The sequence below is a fragment of the Pseudomonas sp. 18175 genome, assembly GCF_050432925.1.
Lineage (GTDB): Bacteria > Pseudomonadota > Gammaproteobacteria > Pseudomonadales > Pseudomonadaceae > Aquipseudomonas.
Genome location: NZ_JBKFTO010000008.1, coordinates 213242 through 234457, shown reverse-complemented (window position 1 = coordinate 234457; position 21216 = coordinate 213242). Strand labels below are relative to the sequence as shown.

The 21216-nt window shown below is 59.9% G+C and carries 15 protein-coding genes and 1 pseudogene; 10 read left to right on the top strand and 6 right to left on the bottom strand.

Annotation, left to right across the window (positions count from 1 at the left end):
• Positions 1-90 precede the first annotated feature (90 nt).
• Positions 91-1038, bottom strand: a complete 948-nt coding sequence (locus ACLD1Y_RS13745) for a hypothetical protein (RefSeq protein ID WP_429478464.1) — start codon at positions 1036-1038, stop codon at positions 91-93.
• A 274-nt stretch (positions 1039-1312) separates the two neighbouring features.
• Between ACLD1Y_RS13745 and vapB the strand changes: the two genes are divergently transcribed.
• Positions 1313-1543 (top strand): type II toxin-antitoxin system VapB family antitoxin, encoded by a 231-nt coding sequence (vapB, locus tag ACLD1Y_RS13740; protein WP_429478463.1) that lies wholly within the window; start codon positions 1313-1315, stop codon positions 1541-1543.
• Positions 1543-1941, top strand: coding sequence for a type II toxin-antitoxin system tRNA(fMet)-specific endonuclease VapC (gene vapC, locus ACLD1Y_RS13735; RefSeq protein WP_429478462.1), 399 nt, complete (start codon positions 1543-1545; stop codon positions 1939-1941). The genes vapB and vapC overlap by 1 nt, the downstream gene beginning before the upstream one ends.
• A 150-nt stretch (positions 1942-2091) precedes the next feature.
• Here vapC and ACLD1Y_RS13730 read toward each other — a convergent pair whose 3' ends face one another.
• From ACLD1Y_RS13730 to ACLD1Y_RS13715, 4 genes and pseudogenes are all read right to left on the bottom strand, one after another.
• Entirely contained in the window at positions 2092-2736 is a 645-nt protein-coding gene (locus ACLD1Y_RS13730; protein ID WP_135311252.1) for an HAD-IB family hydrolase, read from the bottom strand.
• A 72-nt stretch (positions 2737-2808) separates the two neighbouring features.
• Positions 2809-2979, bottom strand: a pseudogene (locus tag ACLD1Y_RS13725) (HNH endonuclease); the annotation flags it as partial.
• A 65-nt stretch (positions 2980-3044) separates the two neighbouring features.
• Positions 3045-4295: a ribonucleotide-diphosphate reductase subunit beta gene (locus ACLD1Y_RS13720; protein ID WP_078049890.1), complete on the bottom strand. Its 1251-nt coding sequence runs from the start codon at positions 4293-4295 to the stop codon at positions 3045-3047.
• Between the two features lie 577 nt (positions 4296-4872).
• Positions 4873-5142, bottom strand: coding sequence for a DUF2790 domain-containing protein (locus ACLD1Y_RS13715; RefSeq protein ID WP_429478461.1), 270 nt, complete (start codon positions 5140-5142; stop codon positions 4873-4875).
• 398 nt (positions 5143-5540) lie between these two features.
• Between ACLD1Y_RS13715 and acs the strand changes: the two genes are divergently transcribed.
• The 7 genes from acs (at position 5541) to argR (ending at position 13737) form a co-directional block, all read left to right on the top strand.
• A complete protein-coding gene (gene acs, locus ACLD1Y_RS13710; protein WP_429478460.1) occupies positions 5541-7496 on the top strand; it encodes an acetate--CoA ligase in 1956 nt (651 codons plus the stop codon).
• Between the two features lie 695 nt (positions 7497-8191).
• Entirely contained in the window at positions 8192-8977 is a 786-nt protein-coding gene (locus ACLD1Y_RS13705; RefSeq protein WP_033901307.1) for an ABC transporter substrate-binding protein, read from the top strand.
• Positions 8978-9068: 91 nt separating this feature from the next.
• Complete coding sequence (locus ACLD1Y_RS13700) at positions 9069-9758, top strand: ABC transporter permease (protein WP_010208305.1); 690 nt, start codon at positions 9069-9071, stop codon at positions 9756-9758.
• A complete protein-coding gene (locus ACLD1Y_RS13695) occupies positions 9755-10453 on the top strand; it encodes an ABC transporter permease (RefSeq protein WP_010208307.1) in 699 nt (232 codons plus the stop codon). The genes ACLD1Y_RS13700 and ACLD1Y_RS13695 overlap by 4 nt, the downstream gene beginning before the upstream one ends.
• Before the next feature lies 1 nt (position 10454).
• Entirely contained in the window at positions 10455-11567 is a 1113-nt protein-coding gene (locus ACLD1Y_RS13690) for a succinylglutamate desuccinylase/aspartoacylase family protein (protein WP_429478459.1), read from the top strand.
• Between the two features lie 27 nt (positions 11568-11594).
• Positions 11595-12359: an ABC transporter ATP-binding protein gene (locus ACLD1Y_RS13685; protein WP_429478458.1), complete on the top strand. Its 765-nt coding sequence runs from the start codon at positions 11595-11597 to the stop codon at positions 12357-12359.
• 397 nt (positions 12360-12756) lie between these two features.
• Positions 12757-13737 carry a transcriptional regulator ArgR gene (gene argR, locus ACLD1Y_RS13680; RefSeq protein ID WP_429478457.1) on the top strand — a complete coding sequence of 327 codons (981 nt, stop codon included), beginning with the start codon at positions 12757-12759 and terminating at the stop codon, positions 13735-13737.
• Between the two features lie 3 nt (positions 13738-13740).
• Here argR and ACLD1Y_RS13675 read toward each other — a convergent pair whose 3' ends face one another.
• Positions 13741-19617 carry a dermonecrotic toxin domain-containing protein gene (locus tag ACLD1Y_RS13675; RefSeq protein ID WP_429478456.1) on the bottom strand — a complete coding sequence of 1959 codons (5877 nt, stop codon included), beginning with the start codon at positions 19615-19617 and terminating at the stop codon, positions 13741-13743.
• A 244-nt stretch (positions 19618-19861) separates the two neighbouring features.
• On the opposite strand from ACLD1Y_RS13675, the gene ACLD1Y_RS13670 reads away from it, so the two are divergent.
• Entirely contained in the window at positions 19862-21082 is a 1221-nt protein-coding gene (locus ACLD1Y_RS13670; protein WP_429478455.1) for an aspartate aminotransferase family protein, read from the top strand.
• The last annotated feature ends 134 nt before the right edge of the window (positions 21083-21216 follow it).

Here is a 21216-nt window from a genome sequence, read left to right as displayed (position 1 = left end):
GTTTCTCCAGGGTTTGACGGGGGAGGGCAAACTATACTGTGTTTTTGTACAGTTGTTTTGACCGCTCATCAACTGGATTTTCCATAACCGCTATTCCACCCCTGGTGCCTCACGAATGATCAGGTGGTCCAGGTTCTCGATATTGGCGCTGAATACCCCGAATGTCTGCTCGGGGTTCTTCTTGCTGGGCACCTGCTTCAACTCCGGCGTCACCCCATAGAAGAAGCAGTACAAAGGCCGTTCGCTGTCCACCGCGGCCTTGATCTGCTCCAGAAACGCCTTGCGCTTGCGGTAGTTGTCGATGAGTTTTTTGCTCAGATAAACGTTGACCGAATAAGGCTTCTTGTCGAGCCACACCTTCTTTTCGAAATCGATGCGAAAGCTGCTGGTGTAGTCCTTGATGGCTTTGATCTTGCCCCAGTAGATCAGGCCCTTGTTGTCTTGCAGGTATTCGATCTTCTTGAAAAACGTCCAGTAGGTGGCGGTGTGGTCGCCGATCTTCAGCGGCATGGACTTGAGCCTGTCCTTGTCGTCGATGTTGGAGACGTAGCATTCCACTGGGTGGGCGAACACGCTGGTTTTGTCTGGGGCGGTGTCGCTGGCGACATGGGCGTGGGGAACGCTGCTTGAAGGCGCCTTCGGTGGTTCTTGTAGGGCGTTTTTTTCACTGCCAATAACAGATGTTTTGCGCTCGTACTGACGGCGGGTGAGCACAAATTCCGATGGGAAGTTTTCCTCGCGCTCGTCGTCACTTTCGCCGCTCGCAGCCTTGTGCGTGCTGGCGTAGCGGCAGCCGTCGATATGCCGGGTGCTGGTCTTGTTCTTGAAGTGCGGGGTGCGCAGGTAGTTGACGTTCTTGGCGTTGAAGGTGCTCAGCGCATTGCTGGAATCGAACGCGGCACGGCATTCATCGTTAGGGCAGAGGAAGCTGTCCTTGTCGGAATCGAACTCAGCGGTTTCGTCGAAATTCAGGTCTCTTACGTCGTAGATCGACAGTTTTTCATCGAGACTCAGGCAGTAGACCGTGTCGAATTTCATGGGGCTCGGGTCCGTGAGTTGAGTGATCGGATATTACCCAGATATCGGCTGTCACGGAGATCAAAATGTGGGAGCTGTCGAGCCCTGGCGAGGCTGCGAAGGGATCGACGCGGTGTCCCTGTCGAATCAATCACCCCATATTACCTCTGTAAACGTTGTTGGCGTTGCTTGCCGGAAATCGACGGTTGACCAGTAACGAAATGTATATCCCGTTGACATATCCAGGTCGTGGTGTAGCGTTGCGTAATCACTTGATCGCTAGAGGTAGCTCATCATGGACCAAGGTTCCGTATTCCAAAGCAATCGCAGCCAAGCTGTGCGTTTGCCAAAGGCCGCTGCACTGCCGGACGACGTAAAACGTGTAGATGTTGTCTCAATTGGCAGAGCACGAATCATCACGCCGGCTGGTGAATCGTGGGACAGCTGGTTTGATGGAGAGGGCGTTACCCCTGACTTTATGAACGACCGCGAGCAGCCTGCAGAGCAAGAGCGGGAATCTTTTTAATGCTCAAGTTCATGCTCGATACCAATATCTGCATCTTCACCATCAAAAACAAACCCCAGCAGGTGCGCGAGACGTTCAAAAAGCATCATGGCCAATTGGCTATCAGTAAAGTGACCCTGATGGAGCTGATTTACGGGGCGGAAAAATCACCTTACCCAGAGCGAAACCTCGCCGATATCGAAGGGTTTGCAGCGCGCCTGGAAGTTCTGAAGTACGACCAGGATGCCGCGATGCACACAGGTCAGCTTCGCGCAGAGTTGGCGCGAGCTGGCACTCCGATAGGTCCATACGACCAGATGATTGCTGGGCATGCCCGTTCACAGGGACTGATTGTGGTCAGTAACAACCGGCGCGAATTTGACCGTGTGCCAGGTTTGCGGGTGGAAGATTGGGTATGAGCTACGCGGCGATATTCCAGCGACGAACTCGATGCACACTCTGTCGGTAGAGTGCACAACCTTCATACACACCGATCAAATGTGGGAGCTGTCGAGCCCTAGCGAGGCTGCGAAGGGATCGACACAATCTCCCTGCCAACCCCACCCGCATCACCGCTGCAACCGAGCCCGCTTCTTCTTCGCATGAAAATGCCGAAAATGCGCATCCTGCGCCGCCGCCAGCAACTCTCGATCCCCGCGCGTATCGCCCCAAGCCCGAAGCCGATACTCCCCCAGGTCCCCATACACCGCCTCAAGCCTGAGCACCTTGTTCTCACACCGGCAGTTATTCCCGGTGAGCTTACCGGTCAACACCCCGTCGACCACCTCAAGCTCAGTACCGATCAGCTTGATTCCCAGCCGATCCGCAAATGGTTGCAACACCAACGCAGGCGATGCCGAACACAGCGTCACCACCGCCCCCGATTTCAACTCGTCGGCCACTGACTGCAAGCCGCTGGGGCGCATCAGTTTGGTCCAGTAACGCTGGCAATACTCCTGCGCCTTTTGCTGAACCCAAGCCTTCTCCACCCCAGTCATAAAGGTGCGGATCAACTGCGCCTTCAACTCATCCCGGCTGATCTGGCGCAACAAAAACCGCAGTCCAGGGACCGCCAGTTTCACCATCCGGCCATAGAACTCGCCAGGGCCGAAGGCGAACTTGAGGAAGGGGACGAAACTGTCGTGGTGGGTCAGGGTGCCGTCGAAGTCAAAGACGGAAAGTACTTTGGCATCTGCGGGGCCGGCTTCGAGCATGTCTGGGTTCACGGGTTGGCCTCGGTCCTATCTACTATTTTATGAGCGTGCATCAGGTGTGACAGCAGGCGTTTACTCGCGTATCAATCTTTCGATTTTAGAGTAAAGCCCGGCGGTAAAAGCCTCCCGATCACTGGACCGGTGACAACGCTGATGGCAATTGGGGCACAAGGCTACAGCATTGCTGGTGCGATCCGAACCCTTCTGGGCGAGGTGCTGTGTGCGATGTGCTTCAAGAAATGGCCAATCTGGAGGCATAAAAAAGCCCCGAACGAGTCAGGGCTTCTTGATGTTACTGGCCTCAGGAATCAATCCCAGCTCAGCGCGCCGCCGGTCTGGTACTCGATCACACGCGTCTCAAAGAAATTCTTCTCTTTCTTCAAGTCCATGATCTCGCTCATCCACGGGAACGGGTTAGTGGTCCCTGGATACTCTTCCTTCAAGCCAATCTGCGACAGACGACGGTTAGCGATGAACTTGAGGTAGTCCTCCATCATCGCCGCGTTCATGCCCAACACGCCGCGCGGCATGGTGTCACGTGCGTATTCGATCTCCAGCTGCGTCCCTTGCAGGATCATCTGGGTCGCTTCTTCTTTCATCTCGGCATCCCACAGGTGTGGGTTTTCGATTTTGATCTGGTTGATCACGTCGATACCGAAGTTCAGGTGCATCGACTCGTCACGCAGGATGTACTGGAACTGCTCGGCCACGCCGGTCATTTTGTTGCGACGGCCCATGGACAGGATCTGGGTGAAGCCGCAATAGAAGAAGATGCCTTCCAGTACGCAGTAGTAGGCGACCAGGTTGCGCAGCAGTTCTTTGTCGGTCTCGACGGTGCCGGTTTCGAACTTCGGGTCGGAGATCGAACGGGTGTATTTCAGGCCCCAGGCTGCCTTTTTAGCGACCGATGGAATCTCGTGGTACATGTTGAAGATCTCGCCTTCATCCATGGCCAACGATTCGATGCAGTACTGGTAGGCGTGGGTGTGGATCGCTTCTTCGAAGGCCTGGCGCAGGATGTACTGGCGGCACTCCGGGTTGGTGATCAAGCGGTACACGGCCAGTACCAGGTTGTTGGCGACCAGGGAATCGGCGGTGGAGAAGAAGCCTAGGTTGCGCATGACGATGCGACGTTCGTCGTCGGTCAGGCCTTCGGGGTTTTTCCACAGGGCGATGTCGGCGGTCATGTTGACCTCTTGCGGCATCCAGTGGTTGGCGCAGCCGTCGAGGTACTTCTGCCAGGCCCAGTCGTACTTGAAGGGCACGAGTTGGTTGAGGTCGGCGCGGCAGTTGATCATGCGCTTTTCGTCAACGGCGACACGGGCGGCGGAGCCTTCGAGCTCGGCGAGGCCTTCGGCGACGTCGAGTTTGTCGAGGGCGGCCTTGGCGCGGATGATCGCGGCCGAGTCACTGGCGGTGACGGCGCGGGCTTCGATGGCGGCAGCAGCGCCGGCGCCGTCGAGGCGGTCCATGTTGGCTTCGGTGGCGTGGCCGGCGTTGGCGCCTTTGGTGGCTACTTCGCCTTCTTCTTCTTTGTCGAATTCGTCCCAGCTCAGCATGACGTGTCGTCTCCTGCGTGAGGGCTCAAAGGTGCCCGTGTGAAACCGGATGGTTGGGTGTTCACACGGCCCTGAGGCCGCGGTGGATCTTAAGGAATCGTTTGTTGCAACAGCTCGCGCAGGCACTAAACGGAATCAGGGTTACGGGTGGTCTGCTTGAGGCTGAGGGGCGGAGCGGTGGGTGCTTGCTCCAGCGGGGCCTCAGGTTTGGCTCTTCATCCCAGTGTAAAGGGATATTGCAGGCCCGATTTACCCGCGCATTGTAGGGGAAAAAAACCGGTTTGTGTTGAGGCGGATGGTCACGGATCGCAGACAAAAAGGCTGCTATTTGAGCCAGAGTGCGGGTTTATAAGGCTTTGCCGGGCTTGGATTTTTTTGACGGACGGTGGGAGGCGTTTAGTGGGGTATGAGGACGCGGGATGTGGAAGGCTTGATGGGCTGGGCGTGACTGATATTGCCATCGCAGGCAAGCCAGCTCCCACACGGGATGCGTGATGGGCCTGGAAGTAGGTTCTTTGCCGCAAGAACGATTTCTTGCGGCGAATAAGATCAGGTTTGGTTTTAACTAACGAAGTTATTATCCGTTAGAGCAACCATTGCCCATTACATGGTAATTAAGAATGTGACGCTGACCTTGTGAGTCTTCATATTCCATCGTTACCGGTACTACTTTGCACACATCTGGGATGGCGCTCATGGACACTACTTTAGCGACATCCAAGTGGGTGCTGTAAGTGTAGTCCTCGACAATCGGGGCGTTGCTGCCAGCTACGTCAGTCGGGGCTTCGTCGGCCAGGGCGGCGGTGGCGCACAAGCTGCTGAGGGCCATAACTACTAAAGCTTTCATTTCTCTATTTACCTTATTGAGGTCGAAGTGGGTCACGGGGCCTTTGTGAGGCCACGTGTGCAACTTAAGTATTGAGTGGTTCGGATTAACGTTGCCTTCGTGGGGGCTGTTGCGTTGTTAATCTCGGTGTCTTGTTGACGGAGTTGATTTTAGGCCCCCAGGTTATATTCATATACCCGTGCTTTTGATAAACACTATTGGCGGTTTTTGTAACAATCCCGTGGTAAAGCTTTTTTCACGCAGTGCCCAAAGCGCCACGGGCCGCGGGCCAGAGCGGCAAAAGCGCATAGCAGGGCAAAATGTAGGGGCTTGTTACTACCATCGTCGAATGGTTCTATGGGGCCGCCCCGGCTACAACAGGGCATACAAAAACAACTATTGTCACCGAGGTAAGAAAGATGAGTGCGGCTTCCCTGTACCCCGTTCGCCCCGAAGTAGCAGCCAACACGCTGACCGACGAGGCGACCTACAAGGCCATGTACCAGCAGTCGGTGGTCAACCCCGATGGTTTCTGGCGTGAGCAAGCCAAGCGCCTTGACTGGGTCAAGCCTTTCACCGCGGTGAAACAGACCTCGTTCGACGATCACCATGTTGATATCAAGTGGTTTGCCGATGGCACCTTGAATGTTTCCTACAACTGCCTGGACCGCCACCTTGCCGAGCGTGGCGACCAGGCGGCCATCATCTGGGAGGGCGATGACCCTTCCGAGAGCCGCACCATCACCTACCGCGAGCTGCATGAACAAGTCTGCAAGTTCGCCAACGCCCTGCGTGGCCAGGATGTGCACCGCGGCGACGTGGTGACTATCTATATGCCGATGATCCCCGAAGCCGTGGTGGCCATGCTGGCGTGTACCCGCATTGGTGCGATTCACTCCGTGGTGTTTGGCGGTTTTTCGCCGGAAGCCCTGGCCGGTCGCATCATCGACTGTAAGTCGAAGGTGGTGATCACTGCTGACGAAGGCATTCGCGCCGGTAAGAAGATTTCCCTCAAGGCCAACGTCGATGACGCGCTGACCAACCCGGAAACCAACAGCATCCAGAAAGTCATTGTGTGCAAGCGCACCAATGGCAACATCAAGTGGAACCAGCATCGCGACATCTGGTACGAAGACCTGATGAAAGTGGCGGGCACCGTGTGTGCGCCGAAAGAGATGGGCGCCGAAGAAGCGCTATTCATCCTTTATACCTCCGGCTCCACCGGTAAGCCAAAAGGCGTGCAGCACACCACCGGCGGCTACCTTTTGTACGCAGCCCTGACTCACGAACGCGTGTTCGACTACCGCCCAGGCGAAATCTACTGGTGCACCGCCGACGTCGGCTGGGTCACTGGCCACACCTATATCGTCTATGGCCCGCTGGCCAATGGCGCGACCACGCTGCTGTTCGAAGGCGTGCCGAACTATCCGGAGATCACCCGGGTGGCGAAGATCGTCGACAAGCACAAGGTCAATATCCTCTACACCGCCCCAACGGCGATACGCGCCATGATGGCGTCCGGCACCGCTGCTGTGGAAGGCGCCGATGGCAGCAGCCTGCGCTTGCTGGGCTCGGTGGGTGAGCCGATCAACCCGGAAGCCTGGGATTGGTACTACAAGAACGTCGGCCAATCCCGTTGCCCGATTGTCGATACCTGGTGGCAGACCGAAACCGGCGGCAACATGATGAGCCCGCTGCCGGGCGCTCACGCGCTCAAGCCGGGTTCGGCGGCACGGCCGTTCTTTGGCGTGGTTCCAGCGCTGGTGGACAACCTGGGCAACCTGATCGAAGGCGCGGCTGAAGGCAACTTGGTGATCCTCGATTCATGGCCAGGCCAGGCGCGCACCCTGTACGGTGACCATGACCGTTTTGTCGACACCTACTTCAAGACCTTCCGTGGCATGTACTTCACCGGCGACGGTGCGCGTCGCGACGAAGACGGCTACTACTGGATCACTGGTCGTGTGGACGACGTGTTGAACGTGTCCGGCCACCGTATGGGCACCGCCGAGATCGAGAGCGCCATGGTCGCCCACCCTAAAGTCGCCGAAGCGGCGGTGGTGGGTGTGCCGCATGACATCAAGGGGCAGGGCATCTATGTGTATGTCACCCTCAAGAATGGCGAAGAGCCGAACGAAGCGCTGCGCCTGGAGCTGAAAAACTGGGTGCGTAAAGAGATTGGGCCGATTGCTTCGCCGGATGTGATCCAGTGGGCGCCGGGCTTGCCGAAGACGCGTTCGGGGAAAATCATGCGCCGGATCTTGCGCAAGATTGCCACGGCTGAGTACGACGGGTTGGGGGATATCTCCACCTTGGCGGACCCGGGTGTAGTGGCGCATTTGATTGAGACGCACAAGACCATGAACGTTGCGTAAGGCTCGATAGTCAGAAATAGCCCTATTCGGTGTGAGCCGAATGGGGCTTTTTTTTGGGGTCTTGCAAGCAGTGGAGATCCCCTGTGGGAGCGGGCTTGCTCGCGAATGCGGCGTGTCAGCCACACATGAATTGACTGACCCACCGCATTCGCGAGCAAGCCCGCTCCCACATTTGGATTGCGTTTCATAGGGAGGGCGGTGCTGGTATGACAGACCCGCACAACCCTCAACCCAATAAATATCGGTTTCTCTCGTAGGAGATTTCTGAATGTTACCGCCGTTGCCAAATGTGTAACCCCACGCCCAATCATGAGGCAATGTGCTACACCCGTGCCCTGAAAAGCCCCATTCCAGACACCCCAAGAAATAAGATTAAACGCCAGACTTGCCGTCCCAGAAGGGTTTGCGAATAATAGGCCCGCAATTTGCAGTATCTACAGGTTTAATGTCTTTTGCTTCTGCATAAAAAATAGAAGCTGTCAATGTGCTGGAACCGCTTTCTCAGTGCTTCTGTAAATTGTTGTCGCATTGAGGAAATATCGGCTTCCGGCCTGTCGTTAGAATGCCGATCACTCGCTCGTCGTCTCCAGTGTGTAACTGGTGTAGGACGCAGCACCGCAATTCGGTTTCCCTTAAGTCGCATCGTGGGCCATGGCTCATACTGCTGTTTTGCCCTATACCGATGGAGTCCCAAGATGAAGAAACTCGTGCTGTTGGGCGCCCTGGCGCTGTCCGTGCTGTCCATGCAGGCTTTCGCTGAAGGCAAGCCTCTGAAAATTGGTATCGAAGCGGCTTACCCTCCGTTTGCCTCCAAGGCGCCGGATGGCAGCATCGTGGGCTTTGACTACGACATCGGCAACGCCCTGTGCAAGCAGATGGACGTGAAGTGCACCTGGGTCGAGCAAGAATTCGATGGCCTGATCCCGGCGCTGAAAGTGCGCAAGATCGACGCGATCCTGTCGTCCATGTCCATCACCGAAGACCGCAAGAAGTCCGTGGACTTCACCAACCGCTACTACCTGAGCCCAGCGCAGCTGGTGATGAAGGAAGGCACCACCGTCAGCGACAGCCTGGATGAATTGAAGGGCAAGAAGATCGGTGTGCAACGCGGTTCGATCCACGATCGTTTCGCCAAGGAAGTCCTGGCCCCTAAAGGCGCTACGGTTGTGCCTTACAGCTCGCAGAACGAAATCTACCTGGACGTGGAAGCCGGTCGCCTCGACGGCACCGTGGCGGATGCCACCCTGCTGCAAGACGGCTTCCTGAAAACCCCAGCCGGTAAAGGCTACGCGTTCGTGGGCCCACAGTTCACCGATGCCAAGTACTTCGGTGATGGCATCGGCATCGCCGTACGCAAAGGCGACAAGGAAAACCTCGACCGCATCAACGCAGCCATTGCCGCGATCCGTGCCAACGGTGAGTACAAGAAAATCCAGGACAAGTACTTCGACTTCGATATTTACGGCGCTGACGCCAAGTAAATCGTCTTAGCGGTCTGTCCAAAATGGCGCAAGCAACAGAATTCCTGCGGTTTGCGCCATTTTTTCATCCCCCTTTTCGAGGACCTGAATCATGTTGAAAGGCTACGGGGCCGTCATCCTCGATGGCGCATGGTTGACGCTTCAGCTCGCCTTGTCGTCCATGGCCTTGGCCATTGTTCTGGGTCTGATCGGGGTCGCGTTACGCCTGTCGCCGGTGCGCTGGTTGGCCTGGCTGGGTGACTTGTACTCCACGGTGATCCGCGGGATCCCCGACCTGGTGCTGATCCTGCTGATTTTCTACGGCGGCCAGGACCTGCTCAACCGCGTCGCGCCGATGCTGGGCTACGACGACTACATCGACTTGAACCCCTTGGCCGCCGGTATCGGCACCCTGGGTTTCATCTTTGGCGCTTACCTGTCGGAAACTTTCCGTGGCGCCTTCATGGCCATTCCCAAGGGCCAGGCCGAGGCCGGCCTTGCGTATGGCATGAGTAGTTTCCAGGTGTTTTTCCGGGTGATGGTGCCGCAGATGATCCGCTTGGCGATCCCCGGCTTCACCAACAACTGGCTGGTACTCACCAAGGCCACCGCGCTGATTTCGGTGGTGGGTTTGCAAGACATGATGTTCAAGGCCAAGCAGGCGGCAGACGCCACCCGCGAACCTTTTACCTTCTTCCTCGCAGTGGCGGCGATGTACCTGGTGATCACCAGCGTGTCATTGCTGGCCTTGCGTCACCTTGAGAAGCGCTACTCGGTAGGCGTAAGGGCGGCTGATCTATGATCTTCGACTACAACGTCATCTGGGAGGCCATGCCGCTGTACCTTGGCGGCCTGCTGACCACCCTCAAACTGCTGGCCATCTCGCTGTTCTTCGGCCTGCTCGCCGCCTTGCCTTTGGGCTTGATGCGTGTGTCCAAGCAGCCGATCGTCAACGGCGCGGCCTGGCTCTACACCTATGTGATCCGTGGCACGCCGATGCTGGTGCAGCTGTTCTTGATCTACTACGGCCTGGCCCAGTTCGAAGCAGTGCGTGAAAGCTTCCTGTGGCCGCTGCTGTCCAGCGCCACGTTCTGTGCGTGCCTGGCGTTTGCGATCAACACCAGCGCCTACACCGCCGAAATAATCGCCGGTAGCCTCAAGGCCACCCCCAATGGCGAGATCGAAGCGGCCAAGGCCATGGGCATGTCGCGCTACAAGCTGTACCGCCGCATTCTGCTGCCGTCGGCCCTGCGCCGGGCGCTGCCGCAGTACAGCAACGAAGTGATCATGATGTTGCAGACCACCAGCCTGGCCTCCATCGTCACCCTGATCGACATCACCGGTGCCGCACGCACGGTGAACGCCCAGTTCTACCTGCCGTTCGAAGCCTACATCACTGCCGGTGTGTTCTACCTGTGCCTCACCTTCATCCTGGTGCGCCTGTTCAAGTTGGCTGAGCGCCGCTGGCTGAGCTACCTGGCTCCACGGAAGCACTGATATGGAACGTATCGATCATCTGTTGCCCTGGGGGCACCTGGGCTGCGAGCGCCAACTGAGCGTATTCCGTTTCGGCCGGGGCGAGCGCAAGGCCTATATCCAGGCTAGTTTGCACGCCGATGAGTTACCTGGCATGCGCGCTGCGTGGGAGCTGAAAAAGCGTCTCGCTGAACTTGAAGAGCAAGGTGCTCTCAATGGCGTGATCGAGCTGGTGCCGGTGGCCAACCCAATGGGCTTGGGCCAGTTGCTGCAAGGCAGCCACCAGGGGCGTTTCGAGATTGGCAGCGGCAAGAATTTCAACCGCGATTTCGTCGAGTTGAGCGAGCCGGTCGCGGCATTGCTCGACGGCAAGCTGGGGGATGATCCCCACGCCAACGTGCGCATGATCCGCCAAGCCATGAGCGCTGCGCTGGACGCATTGCCCACGCCTGCGAGCCAACTGCAAGGCATGCAACGCATCCTGCTCAGCCACGCCTGCACCGCCGATGTGGTGCTGGACCTGCATTGCGATGCCGAAGCCGCGCTGCACATGTACGCGCTGCCCCAGCACTGGCCGCAGTGGCGTTCGTTGTCGGCGCATTTGAATGTGAAGGTCGGTTTGCTCGCGGAAGATTCCGGCGGCAGCTCGTTCGATGAAGCCTGTTCGCTGCCGTGGCTGCGCTTGTCCCGGGCGTTCCCCGAGGCGCAGATCCCGTTGGCGTGCCTGGCGACTACCCTGGAGTTGGGCGGCCAAGCCGATACCGGCCGTGATGAAGCGATCTTCCACGCCGAAGGCATCCTCGCATTCCTCGCCGAACAAGGCCTGATCAAGGGCGAATGGCCCGCGCCGCAACACGAGCCTTGCGAAGGCGTGCCCTTCGAAGGCACCGAATTGCTGTTCGCACCCCACGCCGGGGTGATCAGTTACCTGCGTAAAGCCGGCGACTGGGTAGAAAACGGCGAACCGATTTTTGAAGTGATTAATCCCCTGGAAGACCGCGTAAGCATCATCCGCGCCGGCACCTCAGGGGTGTTGTTTGCCGTTGAACGGCTACGTTATGCCCAAGCGGGTTTCTGGCTGGCCAAGGTGGCGGGGCGCGAAGCGCTGCGTCACGGGCGCTTGCTCAACGACTGACCACCTGTTTTTGTGAGAACCGACCGCATGTACAAACTTGAAGTCCAAGACCTGCATAAACGCTATGGCAGTCATGAAGTGCTCAAAGGCGTGTCCCTGGCCGCCGCGGCCGGTGATGTCATCAGCATCATCGGTTCCAGCGGTTCGGGCAAAAGTACCTTTTTGCGCTGCATCAACCTGCTGGAGCAACCCCACGCCGGCAAGATCCTGCTCAACAACGAAGAGCTCAAGCTAGTAGCCAACAAGGACGGCGCCATGAAGGCTGCCGACCCTAAACAGCTGCAGCGCATGCGTTCGCGCCTGTCCATGGTGTTCCAGCATTTCAACCTGTGGTCCCACATGACCGCGTTGGAAAACGTGATGGAAGCGCCGGTGCACGTGCTGGGCGTGTCGAAGAAAGAAGCCCGCGAAAAGGCCGAGCATTACCTAGCCAAAGTTGGCGTGAGCCATCGCAAGGATGCGTTCCCAGGCCACATGTCCGGTGGCGAGCAGCAGCGCGTGGCCATCGCCCGCGCCCTGGCGATGGAGCCGGAGGTGATGCTGTTCGACGAACCCACCTCGGCCCTGGACCCGGAACTGGTGGGCGAGGTGCTCAAGGTGATGCAGGACCTGGCCCTGGAAGGCCGCACCATGGTGGTGGTGACCCACGAAATGGGCTTTGCTCGTGAAGTGTCGAACCAGTTGGTGTTTTTGCACAAAGGCATCGTTGAAGAGCGTGGCAACCCGCGTGAAGTGCTGGTGAACCCGCAGTCCGAGCGTTTGCAGCAGTTTTTGTCGGGCAGCTTGAAATAATCAAGGCTGCTTTTGTGCACTGAAGTAGTGCATGCTCCACAGTCTTGAAGTCGACCTCAATCCCTTGTGGGAGCGGGCTTGCTCGCGAATGCGGTCTATCAGATACAGATGTATTGACTGACACGCCGTATTCGCGAGCAAGCCCGCTCCCACATTTGGATCTTCATCGGCTTTAAGGATTTGTGTTGGTTTACGGGCTNCCCCCCCCCCCCCCCCCCCCCCCCCCCCCCCCCCCCCCCCCCCCCCCCCCCCCCCCCCCCCCCCCCCCCCCCCCCCCCCCCCCCCCCCCCCCCCGCTCCCACATTTGGATCTTCATCGGCTTTAAGGATTTGTGTTGGTTTACGGGCTAGCATTAGCCCCTGTCTTCATTACCGTTACAGGCTTCGGATAGCACTCCATGACCGCCCACAAAATTGGTTTCCTGATTTGGCCCAGCACAAAAGCACTCACGCTTGCGCTGGCTGAGGAGGCCTTGCGCGTTGCTCAGCGGGTGCATCCGGACGTGGTCTACGAACTGTCGTTCCTGCTCGCCGAGCCGGCCGCCGAAGGCGCCTGGCAATTGCCGGGCGAGCCGTGGGCCGGTAAGTTGGAAGGCTTCCAGAAACTGTTTCTGCTGGCGGATGAACCGCCGACCGCCATCGCTTCCCAGCTCAGCACAGCCCTCAAGCAATTGGTGCGCACCGGCTGCGTGATCGGCGGTTTGTCGGCCGGTGTGTACCCGCTGGCCCAACTCGGTCTGCTCGACGGCTATCGCGCCGCCGTGCACTGGCGCTGGCAGGATGATTTTGCCGAACGCTTCCCCAAGGTCATCGCCACCAGCCACCTGTTCGACTGGGATCGCGACCGCCTTACTGCCTGCGGTGGCATGTCGGTGCTCGACCTGCTGCTGGCGGTATTGGCCCGTGACCATGGCGCCGAGCTAGCCGGTGCGGTCTCCGAAGAACTGGTGGTGGAACGCATCCGCGAAGGCGGCGAACGTCAGCGTATCCCCTTGCAAAACCGCCTGGGCTCCAGCCATCCCAAGCTGACCCAGGCGGTGTTGCTGATGGAAGCCAACATCGAAGAACCGCTGACCACCGACGAAATCGCCCAGCACGTGTGCGTGTCGCGACGACAACTGGAACGGATCTTCAAGCAATACCTCAACCGCGTCCCCAGCCAGTACTACCTGGAACTACGCCTGAACAAGGCCCGCCAGATGCTGATGCAAACCAGCAAGTCGATCATCCAGATCGGCCTGTCGTGCGGCTTCTCCTCGGGGCCGCACTTCTCCAGCGCCTACCGCAATTTCTTTGGCGCCACCCCGCGTGAAGACCGCAACCAGCGGCGCAGCAGCAGCCCGTTCGAGCTGTCGTCGGTGCCTGCCGAGCGCGGCTAGGGCTTATTCCTCCATGGGCTCCTCGGGCAGTTGCATCACCGGGTCGCCGTTGCCGTCCACGGTGATTTCGTGGATCTGGAAGTCAACCCCGGTCTGCACGTAGTACTGCCTCAGGCGATCCAGGCTCTGCCGCGACCAGGGGTTGTTGCTCAGGTCGGACTCGTCGTGAAAGTTCTGCTGCGTCTCCATCAATGCCTGCGGAATCTCACGCAACTGGTTGCGGCTCAAGTCCAGGTTCTGCAGTTCGGTGAGCTGAAAAACCCCGGCGGGCAGTTCGCTGATCCGGGTGTTGTGCAAGTGCAGCGAGGTCAGTTTTTGCAGGCCACTGACGTCCGGCGCGTGGCCCAGTGGGTTGTTGCTCAGGTCCAGGAACTCGAGGCTGTGCAGGTCGCTGACCGTGCGCGCGGTGGCTGGGGTCAACCGGATCGCGCAGTGGGACAGTTCCAGGCTGGTGAGCTTGGGCATGGAAAAGATCGCCGTGGGCAGCCGCTCCAGGGTGCAGTGGCTCACATTCAGCGATTGCAACGCCGTGAAGCTCTTGAGCGTGCCGTCCACCTGTGTGGTGGTGATCGCCCCCTTGAATACAAACGCGGTGACATGCTCGAAGCGTGCGCTCAATGGCGGCAACTCACCGATGATCGGCAGGTTGAGCACCACCGCATGGGTCGGCGTTTCGTCCAGGCTTTCTTCGTCTTCCGGGCTTTCGCGGCGCCAGGCTTCTTCAAGCAGGCGCTTGAAGTGGCTGCGGTTGCCCTCTTCGGCGATGCGGGTCATGTCATCCAACGCGTTGCCCAGGATCGGGTGGTGCGTAGGCACATCGTCGGCCCAGCGTTGCAGGTCGCTGACCAATTGTTGGTATTCGGCTTCCAGCGCCGTCAGGGCCGCATCGACTTCATCCATGTTGCCGGGCAGTTTGAAAATCAAACCATCAGCGTCGCGGGCGTGCAGTCTCGGGTAGAGTCGTTGCGCCCACTCGCGTTGCGCCGCCGGTGCCTGGGCATTGAAGAATGCCTGGGTGCGCTGGCAGTAGCGTTTGATCTGCTCAAGGGACGTGTACGCCAGCGGGTTGGCAGAGAGATCGAACGCCTGGCTGCTGCTGAGCGGTAATTCGAACAACGCCGCGGGCAGGTGTTCGATGGCGTTGCGGCTCAGGTTGACTACTTGGCGTGGCATGGCCTGCAACAGCGCGGGCGGCACGGCGGTGAGCCCGGTGTCGGTCAGCAGCAAGGTGCCCAGCTCTGGCAGTTGGCTGAAATCCGGCACCTCGCCCAGCGGGTTGCCGCTCAGGCTCAGGTGCCTGAGTTGCGGCATGCTTTCAATGCCTGCGCGGCTGTTGGCGGACAGCTTGATCGAGCAGTCTTCCAGTTCGAGGAACCACAGTTTTTGCAGCCCGAAGACTGCTGGGGGAATGTCCGTCAGCGGTGCTTGGTGCACGTTTAGCACAAGCAATTCGGGAAAGCGGGCGAGGAAACCATCGACGTTGCTCAGGCCCGCGCCGTCTTCGATCACCAACTGCGTGATGTGTCGCCATGTGGCCTTGAGGGTGGGCATGTGCCCGGCCAAGCGATGCGAGATCACCAATGAGTGGCGTCGCCCGGTGGGTTGGGTGCGTTCGCGGCGCCAGCTGTTTTCCAGTAACTGGCTGAGCTCATTTCGGCGGCGAAACTCTCGTGGGCTGAGGTCGGGGGCCTGTTGCCACTGCGTCAACTCGTTTTGCAGTTGCTGCAACTCGCCTGCGCGGTTGGCCAATTCGATCTGCCCGGCTTCGAGGTTGCCCGGCAATTTGTAAATGAATTGATTGAGTTCCTCCTGGCTCAGGCTGGGGTACAGCAGGCGCGCATCGCGCAGGTCGGCGGCGGGCGCGTCGATATCGAAATAAACGCCATGGCGCTGAAAGTAGGCTTTGACCTGTTCCAGGGTGCTGCGTGTCAGCGGGTTGTCGCTCAGCACGAAGCTGTCGGCTTGCTCGGGTGGCAGCGTGAACAGTTCGGCTGGCAGCTCGCGGATCTGGTTGTCATTGAGCAGCACCACTTGCAGTTCGGGGCGCGTCAATACGCCAGCCGGCAGGTGTTCGATGGCGGTTTGCGTCAGGTCCAGATGAATCAGGTGCGCCATGGCTTCGACGCTGGGCGTCAGCCCCAGGGGGTTGTCGTGCAATGCGAGGATCTGCAAGCCATGCAGCGAGCCCAGACGGGCCTGGCTGGCGGCGTTGAGCCGGATGTTGCAGGCGCTCAGGTTCAGGGCGTTGAGGCGCGGCATGCTGAAGATGGCTTCCGGCAGTGTGCCGAGGTTGAAGCCTGTGACGGAGAGATGACGCAGCCGCCGGAAACGCCCGATAAATGCAACTGCACCCGGGCTGTCGGGGTAGCCATAGAGCGTCAACAGTGACACATGATCGAAGTTGGCGGTCAGTTCGGGCAATGGGCCCAAGGTAGGGTATTCCATGCGCAGGCTGTGGCCGTTCTGCTGGGCGGCTTCGAAGTAGTCATCCACATCGGTCTCGCGACGCCAGCAGTGGCGCAGCTGTTTTGCGCTCATGTAGCGGTTCTGGGCTTCGCGGATTTGCTCGGCTTCGGACAAGGGCGCACCGGTGCCCGGGTGAGTGGTGAGAGGTTGGCGCTCCCATGTGCTCAGGTCGCGGTCCAACTGTCCGTATTCCTCGGCCAGTGCGGCGAGGCCATTGGCGACGCCGCTGGGCTGCGCGTGCAGGTGGGTGAGCAAGTCATGGATTTGCCGGGGGTTGAGGGCTGGGTACAGCTGGCGGGCGCGCTGTTCTAGGGTCGGGGGCTGCGTCGCTGGGGCGGCAAGCCTTGGGTAGCCGCTGTCGCTTCCCAGGTGGCGCTGGGTTTCCAGGCTGGGGGGCTCGGCGGCATCACCGCCCAGCACGCGGCGCAGTTCGTCGCGTTCGAGCGGGTGGTGGCGCAAGCGTTGTTCAAGCAAAGGGCCCTGGCCGATGCCGATGCCCAGGGCGTCTCGTTGCGCATCGGGCAAGGCATTGAGGACGGCGGTGTACAGGTCGGTTTCGCCGAACAGCGGGCCTTTATCATCGTAGGGGACATAGCGGCCGTCGGCCGTGCGCACCACTGTGCGTTGGATCGGCGCGTTGTCCGGGCCCACCTGCAGCCAGCTGGAAGCGGCGGCGTCGAGGTGGCGGGCATCGAGGCGCAGCTGATCAGACCAGCCTGGCAGCAGTTTCAGGCTATTCAAGGCCAGGCGGTCAGTGTCCAGGTTCGGCGGCGCTACCAGGTGCTGGCCTTCGTAGGCGCGGTTGAGCCGCAGTTCGGCCAGTGCGCTTTGAGCCAAGTGGGCCAGGCGCGGCGGCGTACGCTGGTAGCCCAGTTCCTCCAGCTCAAAAGCGCTGGCCTGGCCCAGCAGGCGGGTGACGACCTTGGTCGGCAGGCCGGGCGCGGTCTGCATCATGTGTTGCACTGGCGTTTGCTCGGTCAGTTGATACTCGGCATACCGCGCCTCGAACAGCTCGGTGCGATGTTGCTCGGCCAGGCGCGCGAGTTTCTTGCGCAGTTGCTTCACGCGGTTTTCCAGGCTCAGCTCGGGGTCGGCAGCCACCTCGCCAAATTGCCTGCGGATTTCTTCCGGGCTCAGCGCTTGCAGCAGGGTCTTGAGCAGGTCGCCATTGGTCATTTGCGTCTCGGGGATCTGCACCACGGGCTTGCTCTGGTCGCCGAACGTCCAGGCGGTGTTGCCCTCGGCATCGACAATGCGCAGGGCGCGGCTGTCGGGCCAGTCGCCGTAGGTGGTGAGCAGCTGGAGCATGTCCTGTGGATCAACTTGCGTGTGCTGTGCCGGGTCGTCGCTGTCGAGGCGTTCGATCAAGGTGCGCAGGCTGCGGTCCAGGCGCAGGCGGTCGAGGGTGTCGTCCAGCAGCGGCGGCACTGGGTCGCTGCGCACATGCATCTGGCGCAGGGCGTTTTCATTCACGCCGCTGAGGCTCAGCGCCAGTTGCCGGTCGGCTTCGCTCAACTCGGCGAAGCGATGCCCCAGGCGGCGCAGCAGGGTGGGGTGGTCCCATTGCAGCGGCGTGTCCAGTTCACTGTGCCAGGCACCGGCGCCGTTGTGCTGCAAACGCGGGGTGTAGGCCTGGGGGCGGCTGGGATGCTTGATCACATAAGCGTCTTCATTCGCGTGTTTTTGCACGGCGTACAGCTTGCCCTCCAGGGGCAGTATCGACTCGCCGCGCATCCGGTGCAGCCCCTGCGCGTCAATGCCCAGGCGTGGTGGCAGGCGGACGTCTTGTTGATAGGGCGTGAGGTCCGGCTGCCAGTAACGCTGGGCACCGTTGGCGAGGGTGACGGGTTTGAAACGGTCGATAAATGCCAGGACGTCGGCGGGCAATACCTTGCGCAATTGCGCCGCGCCAATCGTAGTGCCCGCGCCAAAGGCACCCAATTGCACCAGCGATTGCAACACGCTCATCAAATGGCCGAACGCTTCTTGGGACAAGCCTTCGGCCCAGTCAACAATGCCTTCGAACACGTCATCGAGCAGTTGGTAAGCCATGTAGCCGAGCATCAACTCGCCCAGCCCCGGAATGAACGGTGCGACGATCAGCAGCGCGGCGTTAAGGATCGACGACGCCACATTCACAAACGAATCCCATAGGGCCCAGCGCGCATTGCGGTCCACCGTGGCGGTGGACACGGCCTGGGTGCGCCCATCGTTGAGGACCTGGTTCAGCTTTTGCTGATAGAGGTGCAGCCAGATATCGCCTGGCACTGGCGTGGCGACAAATTGCAGCTTGGGGTCGTCGGTCGGCTGTTTGCGCCAGGCTGGCAAACTGCTGCCGTAGTCGGTGGGGTGCCATTTGACCCGTGCCAGGCGTTGGCTCAGGTTGGCAAAAAATGCCCCGCGCTGTGCGTGGGCGACAAAGCGGCTGAAAAATGTCTGGTAGTCAGGGTCGCGTAGTTGGCGGGTCAGTTCCTGTTTGAAGGCCAGGGACGAGGCGTATTCCTTGAGTGGGTGCTGCGGGTCGTCCGGCACGTAGGCGACCAGGCGCTGCACCGTGCGGGAGGTTTGCAGGTCGGGGGCGAACAGCAGGATGCCGGTCAGCGGCGCGTCCATCATCTGTAAGGTGTGGCAGTGCAAGGGCAGGGCGTCGAGGGTCAGGTCGCTGCGGCCTTGCAGCAAGCCTTCGACCTGTCGCGCAACGTCATCGCGAATATCATCGCGCTGACGCGCCAGTTGCAGGGCGGCGCGCAGGGCGGTTTTGTGGCTGGCGTCGACCTTGCTTTGCAGTACTGCGGCGCTCACCGGTTCGTCCAGGCCCAACTGCGTGCGCAGGTACGTTTGGTAGTGCGCGCCAATATCCAACTCGCGGCACAGCCGGGTGAAGGGGGCGATGCCGAGTTTTTCGCGGATGGCCGGCAGTGTGTCGAACTGGCCGTTGGCGTTGGGCGGGGTGATGTAGGTCGAATCGGCCTCGAAGGCGTCGTCGAGGGTCTCACTGTGTTCGAAGTTGTGCAGGGCGGCGTCCAGCAGTGACACGGTCCAGGTGCGCGCGGCGCCCGAAGGGATCGAAAACCACGGCACATGTTGGGGAATATAGAGGCGCAGAAACACGGTTTCGCTGTTCAGGTCCAGGCCGAAGCGGGTCAGCAGTGCGTCTTCGAGCCGTGCACGGGCGAATGCCCGCGAGCCTTGCACGTGTTTAAGCGCGTCATCCACGGCTTTTTGTGCGCGCCAGTGCGCGCCGTTCAGGCGCTTGAGTTCGGCATTGGTGGGGTGTGGCTGGGGGGATGCCTGGGCCAAGGCCCGTTGCCGGGAGCTTGAGGCCTGACCCAGCCAGGGCGCAAAGGCGTCTTTGAGCAGGTCATAGTGGCGGTCCGGCTGAGCGGTATCGTCGGTTAAGGAGGGCGTACTCATACTGAATCTCTGATAGCAGGAAAGCGCATCAGTAGATCAGCGCGTTTCACGCGGCCGGCTCTAGATAGTTAGTTTAAACTGCGCCATTGCGACGCTATTTGTCGCATTGGCGTAAACCCGCCAAAATCGCGGGTTGGCGCTATAAGAAGTTGTCGCTTGGCGACAAGGCCGTACTGAAAACTGTCCTTACAATCCCTGCATCGCCCGCCATGTCCAGGCAGGCGTTCCTCTTCAGGAGACTCCGATGTCCGTTGAGCAAGCCCCGGTGCAACGTGCCGATTTCGACCAGGTCATGGTTCCCAACTACGCCCCTGCCGCGTTCATCCCCGTGCGTGGCGAAGGCTCCCGGGTGTGGGACCAGGCGGGTCGCGAGCTGATCGACTTTGCCGGCGGCATCGCGGTCAACGTATTGGGCCACGCCCACCCGGCGCTGGTCGGTGCATTGACCGAACAGGCCAACAAGCTGTGGCACGTCTCCAACGTGTTCACCAATGAGCCGGCCCTGCGCCTGGCCCATAAGCTGATCGACGCTACCTTTGCCGAGCGCGTGTTCTTCTGCAACTCCGGCGCCGAAGCCAACGAGGCCGCGTTCAAGCTGGCCCGTCGCGTGGCGTTCGACCGTTTCGGCACTGAGAAGTACGAGATCATCGCCGCGCTGAACAGCTTCCACGGCCGTACCCTGTTCACTGTCAACGTCGGTGGCCAGTCCAAGTACTCCGATGGTTTCGGGCCTAAAATCACCGGTATCACCCACGTTCCTTATAACGACCTGGCTGCGCTGAAAGCCGCCGTGTCGGACAAGACCTGCGCCGTTGTATTGGAACCGATCCAGGGCGAAGGCGGCGTGCTGCCGGCCGAACTGGCTTACCTGCAAGGCGCCCGTGAGCTGTGCGACGCGAACAACGCGCTGCTGGTGTTCGACGAAGTGCAAACCGGCATGGGCCGCAGCGGCAAGTTGTTCGCCTACCAGCATTACGGCGTGACGCCAGACATCCTCACCAGCGCCAAGAGCCTGGGCGGTGGTTTCCCGATCGCGGCAATGCTCACCACCGAAGCGCTGGCCAAGCACCTGGTGGTTGGCACCCACGGCACCACCTACGGCGGCAACCCGCTGGCGTGTGCGGTGGCCGAAGCCGTCATCGACGTGATCAACACCCCCGAAGTGCTGGCTGGCGTGAATGCCAAGCACGACCAATTCAAGGCGCGCCTTGAGCAGATCGGCAAGCAATACGGCATCTTCACCGAAGTGCGCGGCATGGGCCTGTTGCTTGGTTGCGTGCTGAGCGATGCGTTCAAAGGCAAGGCCAAGGACGTGTTCAACGCCGCCGAGAAAGAAAACCTGATGATCCTGCAAGCCGGCCCGGACGTGGTGCGTTTTGCGCCGAGTTTGGTGGTGGAAGAGGCGGATATCACTGAAGGGTTGGATCGTTTTGAGCGTGCTGTGAAGGCGCTGACCCAAGCCTGATAGTTCCACTTTTATCGGCCGGACCGCATCAAGTGTGGCAGCTGGCTTTTGTGGCGAGGGAGCTTGCTCCCGCTGGAGTGCGAAGCACTCCCAAGATCTTGGGGCCGCTACGCAGCCCAGCGGGAGCAAGCTCC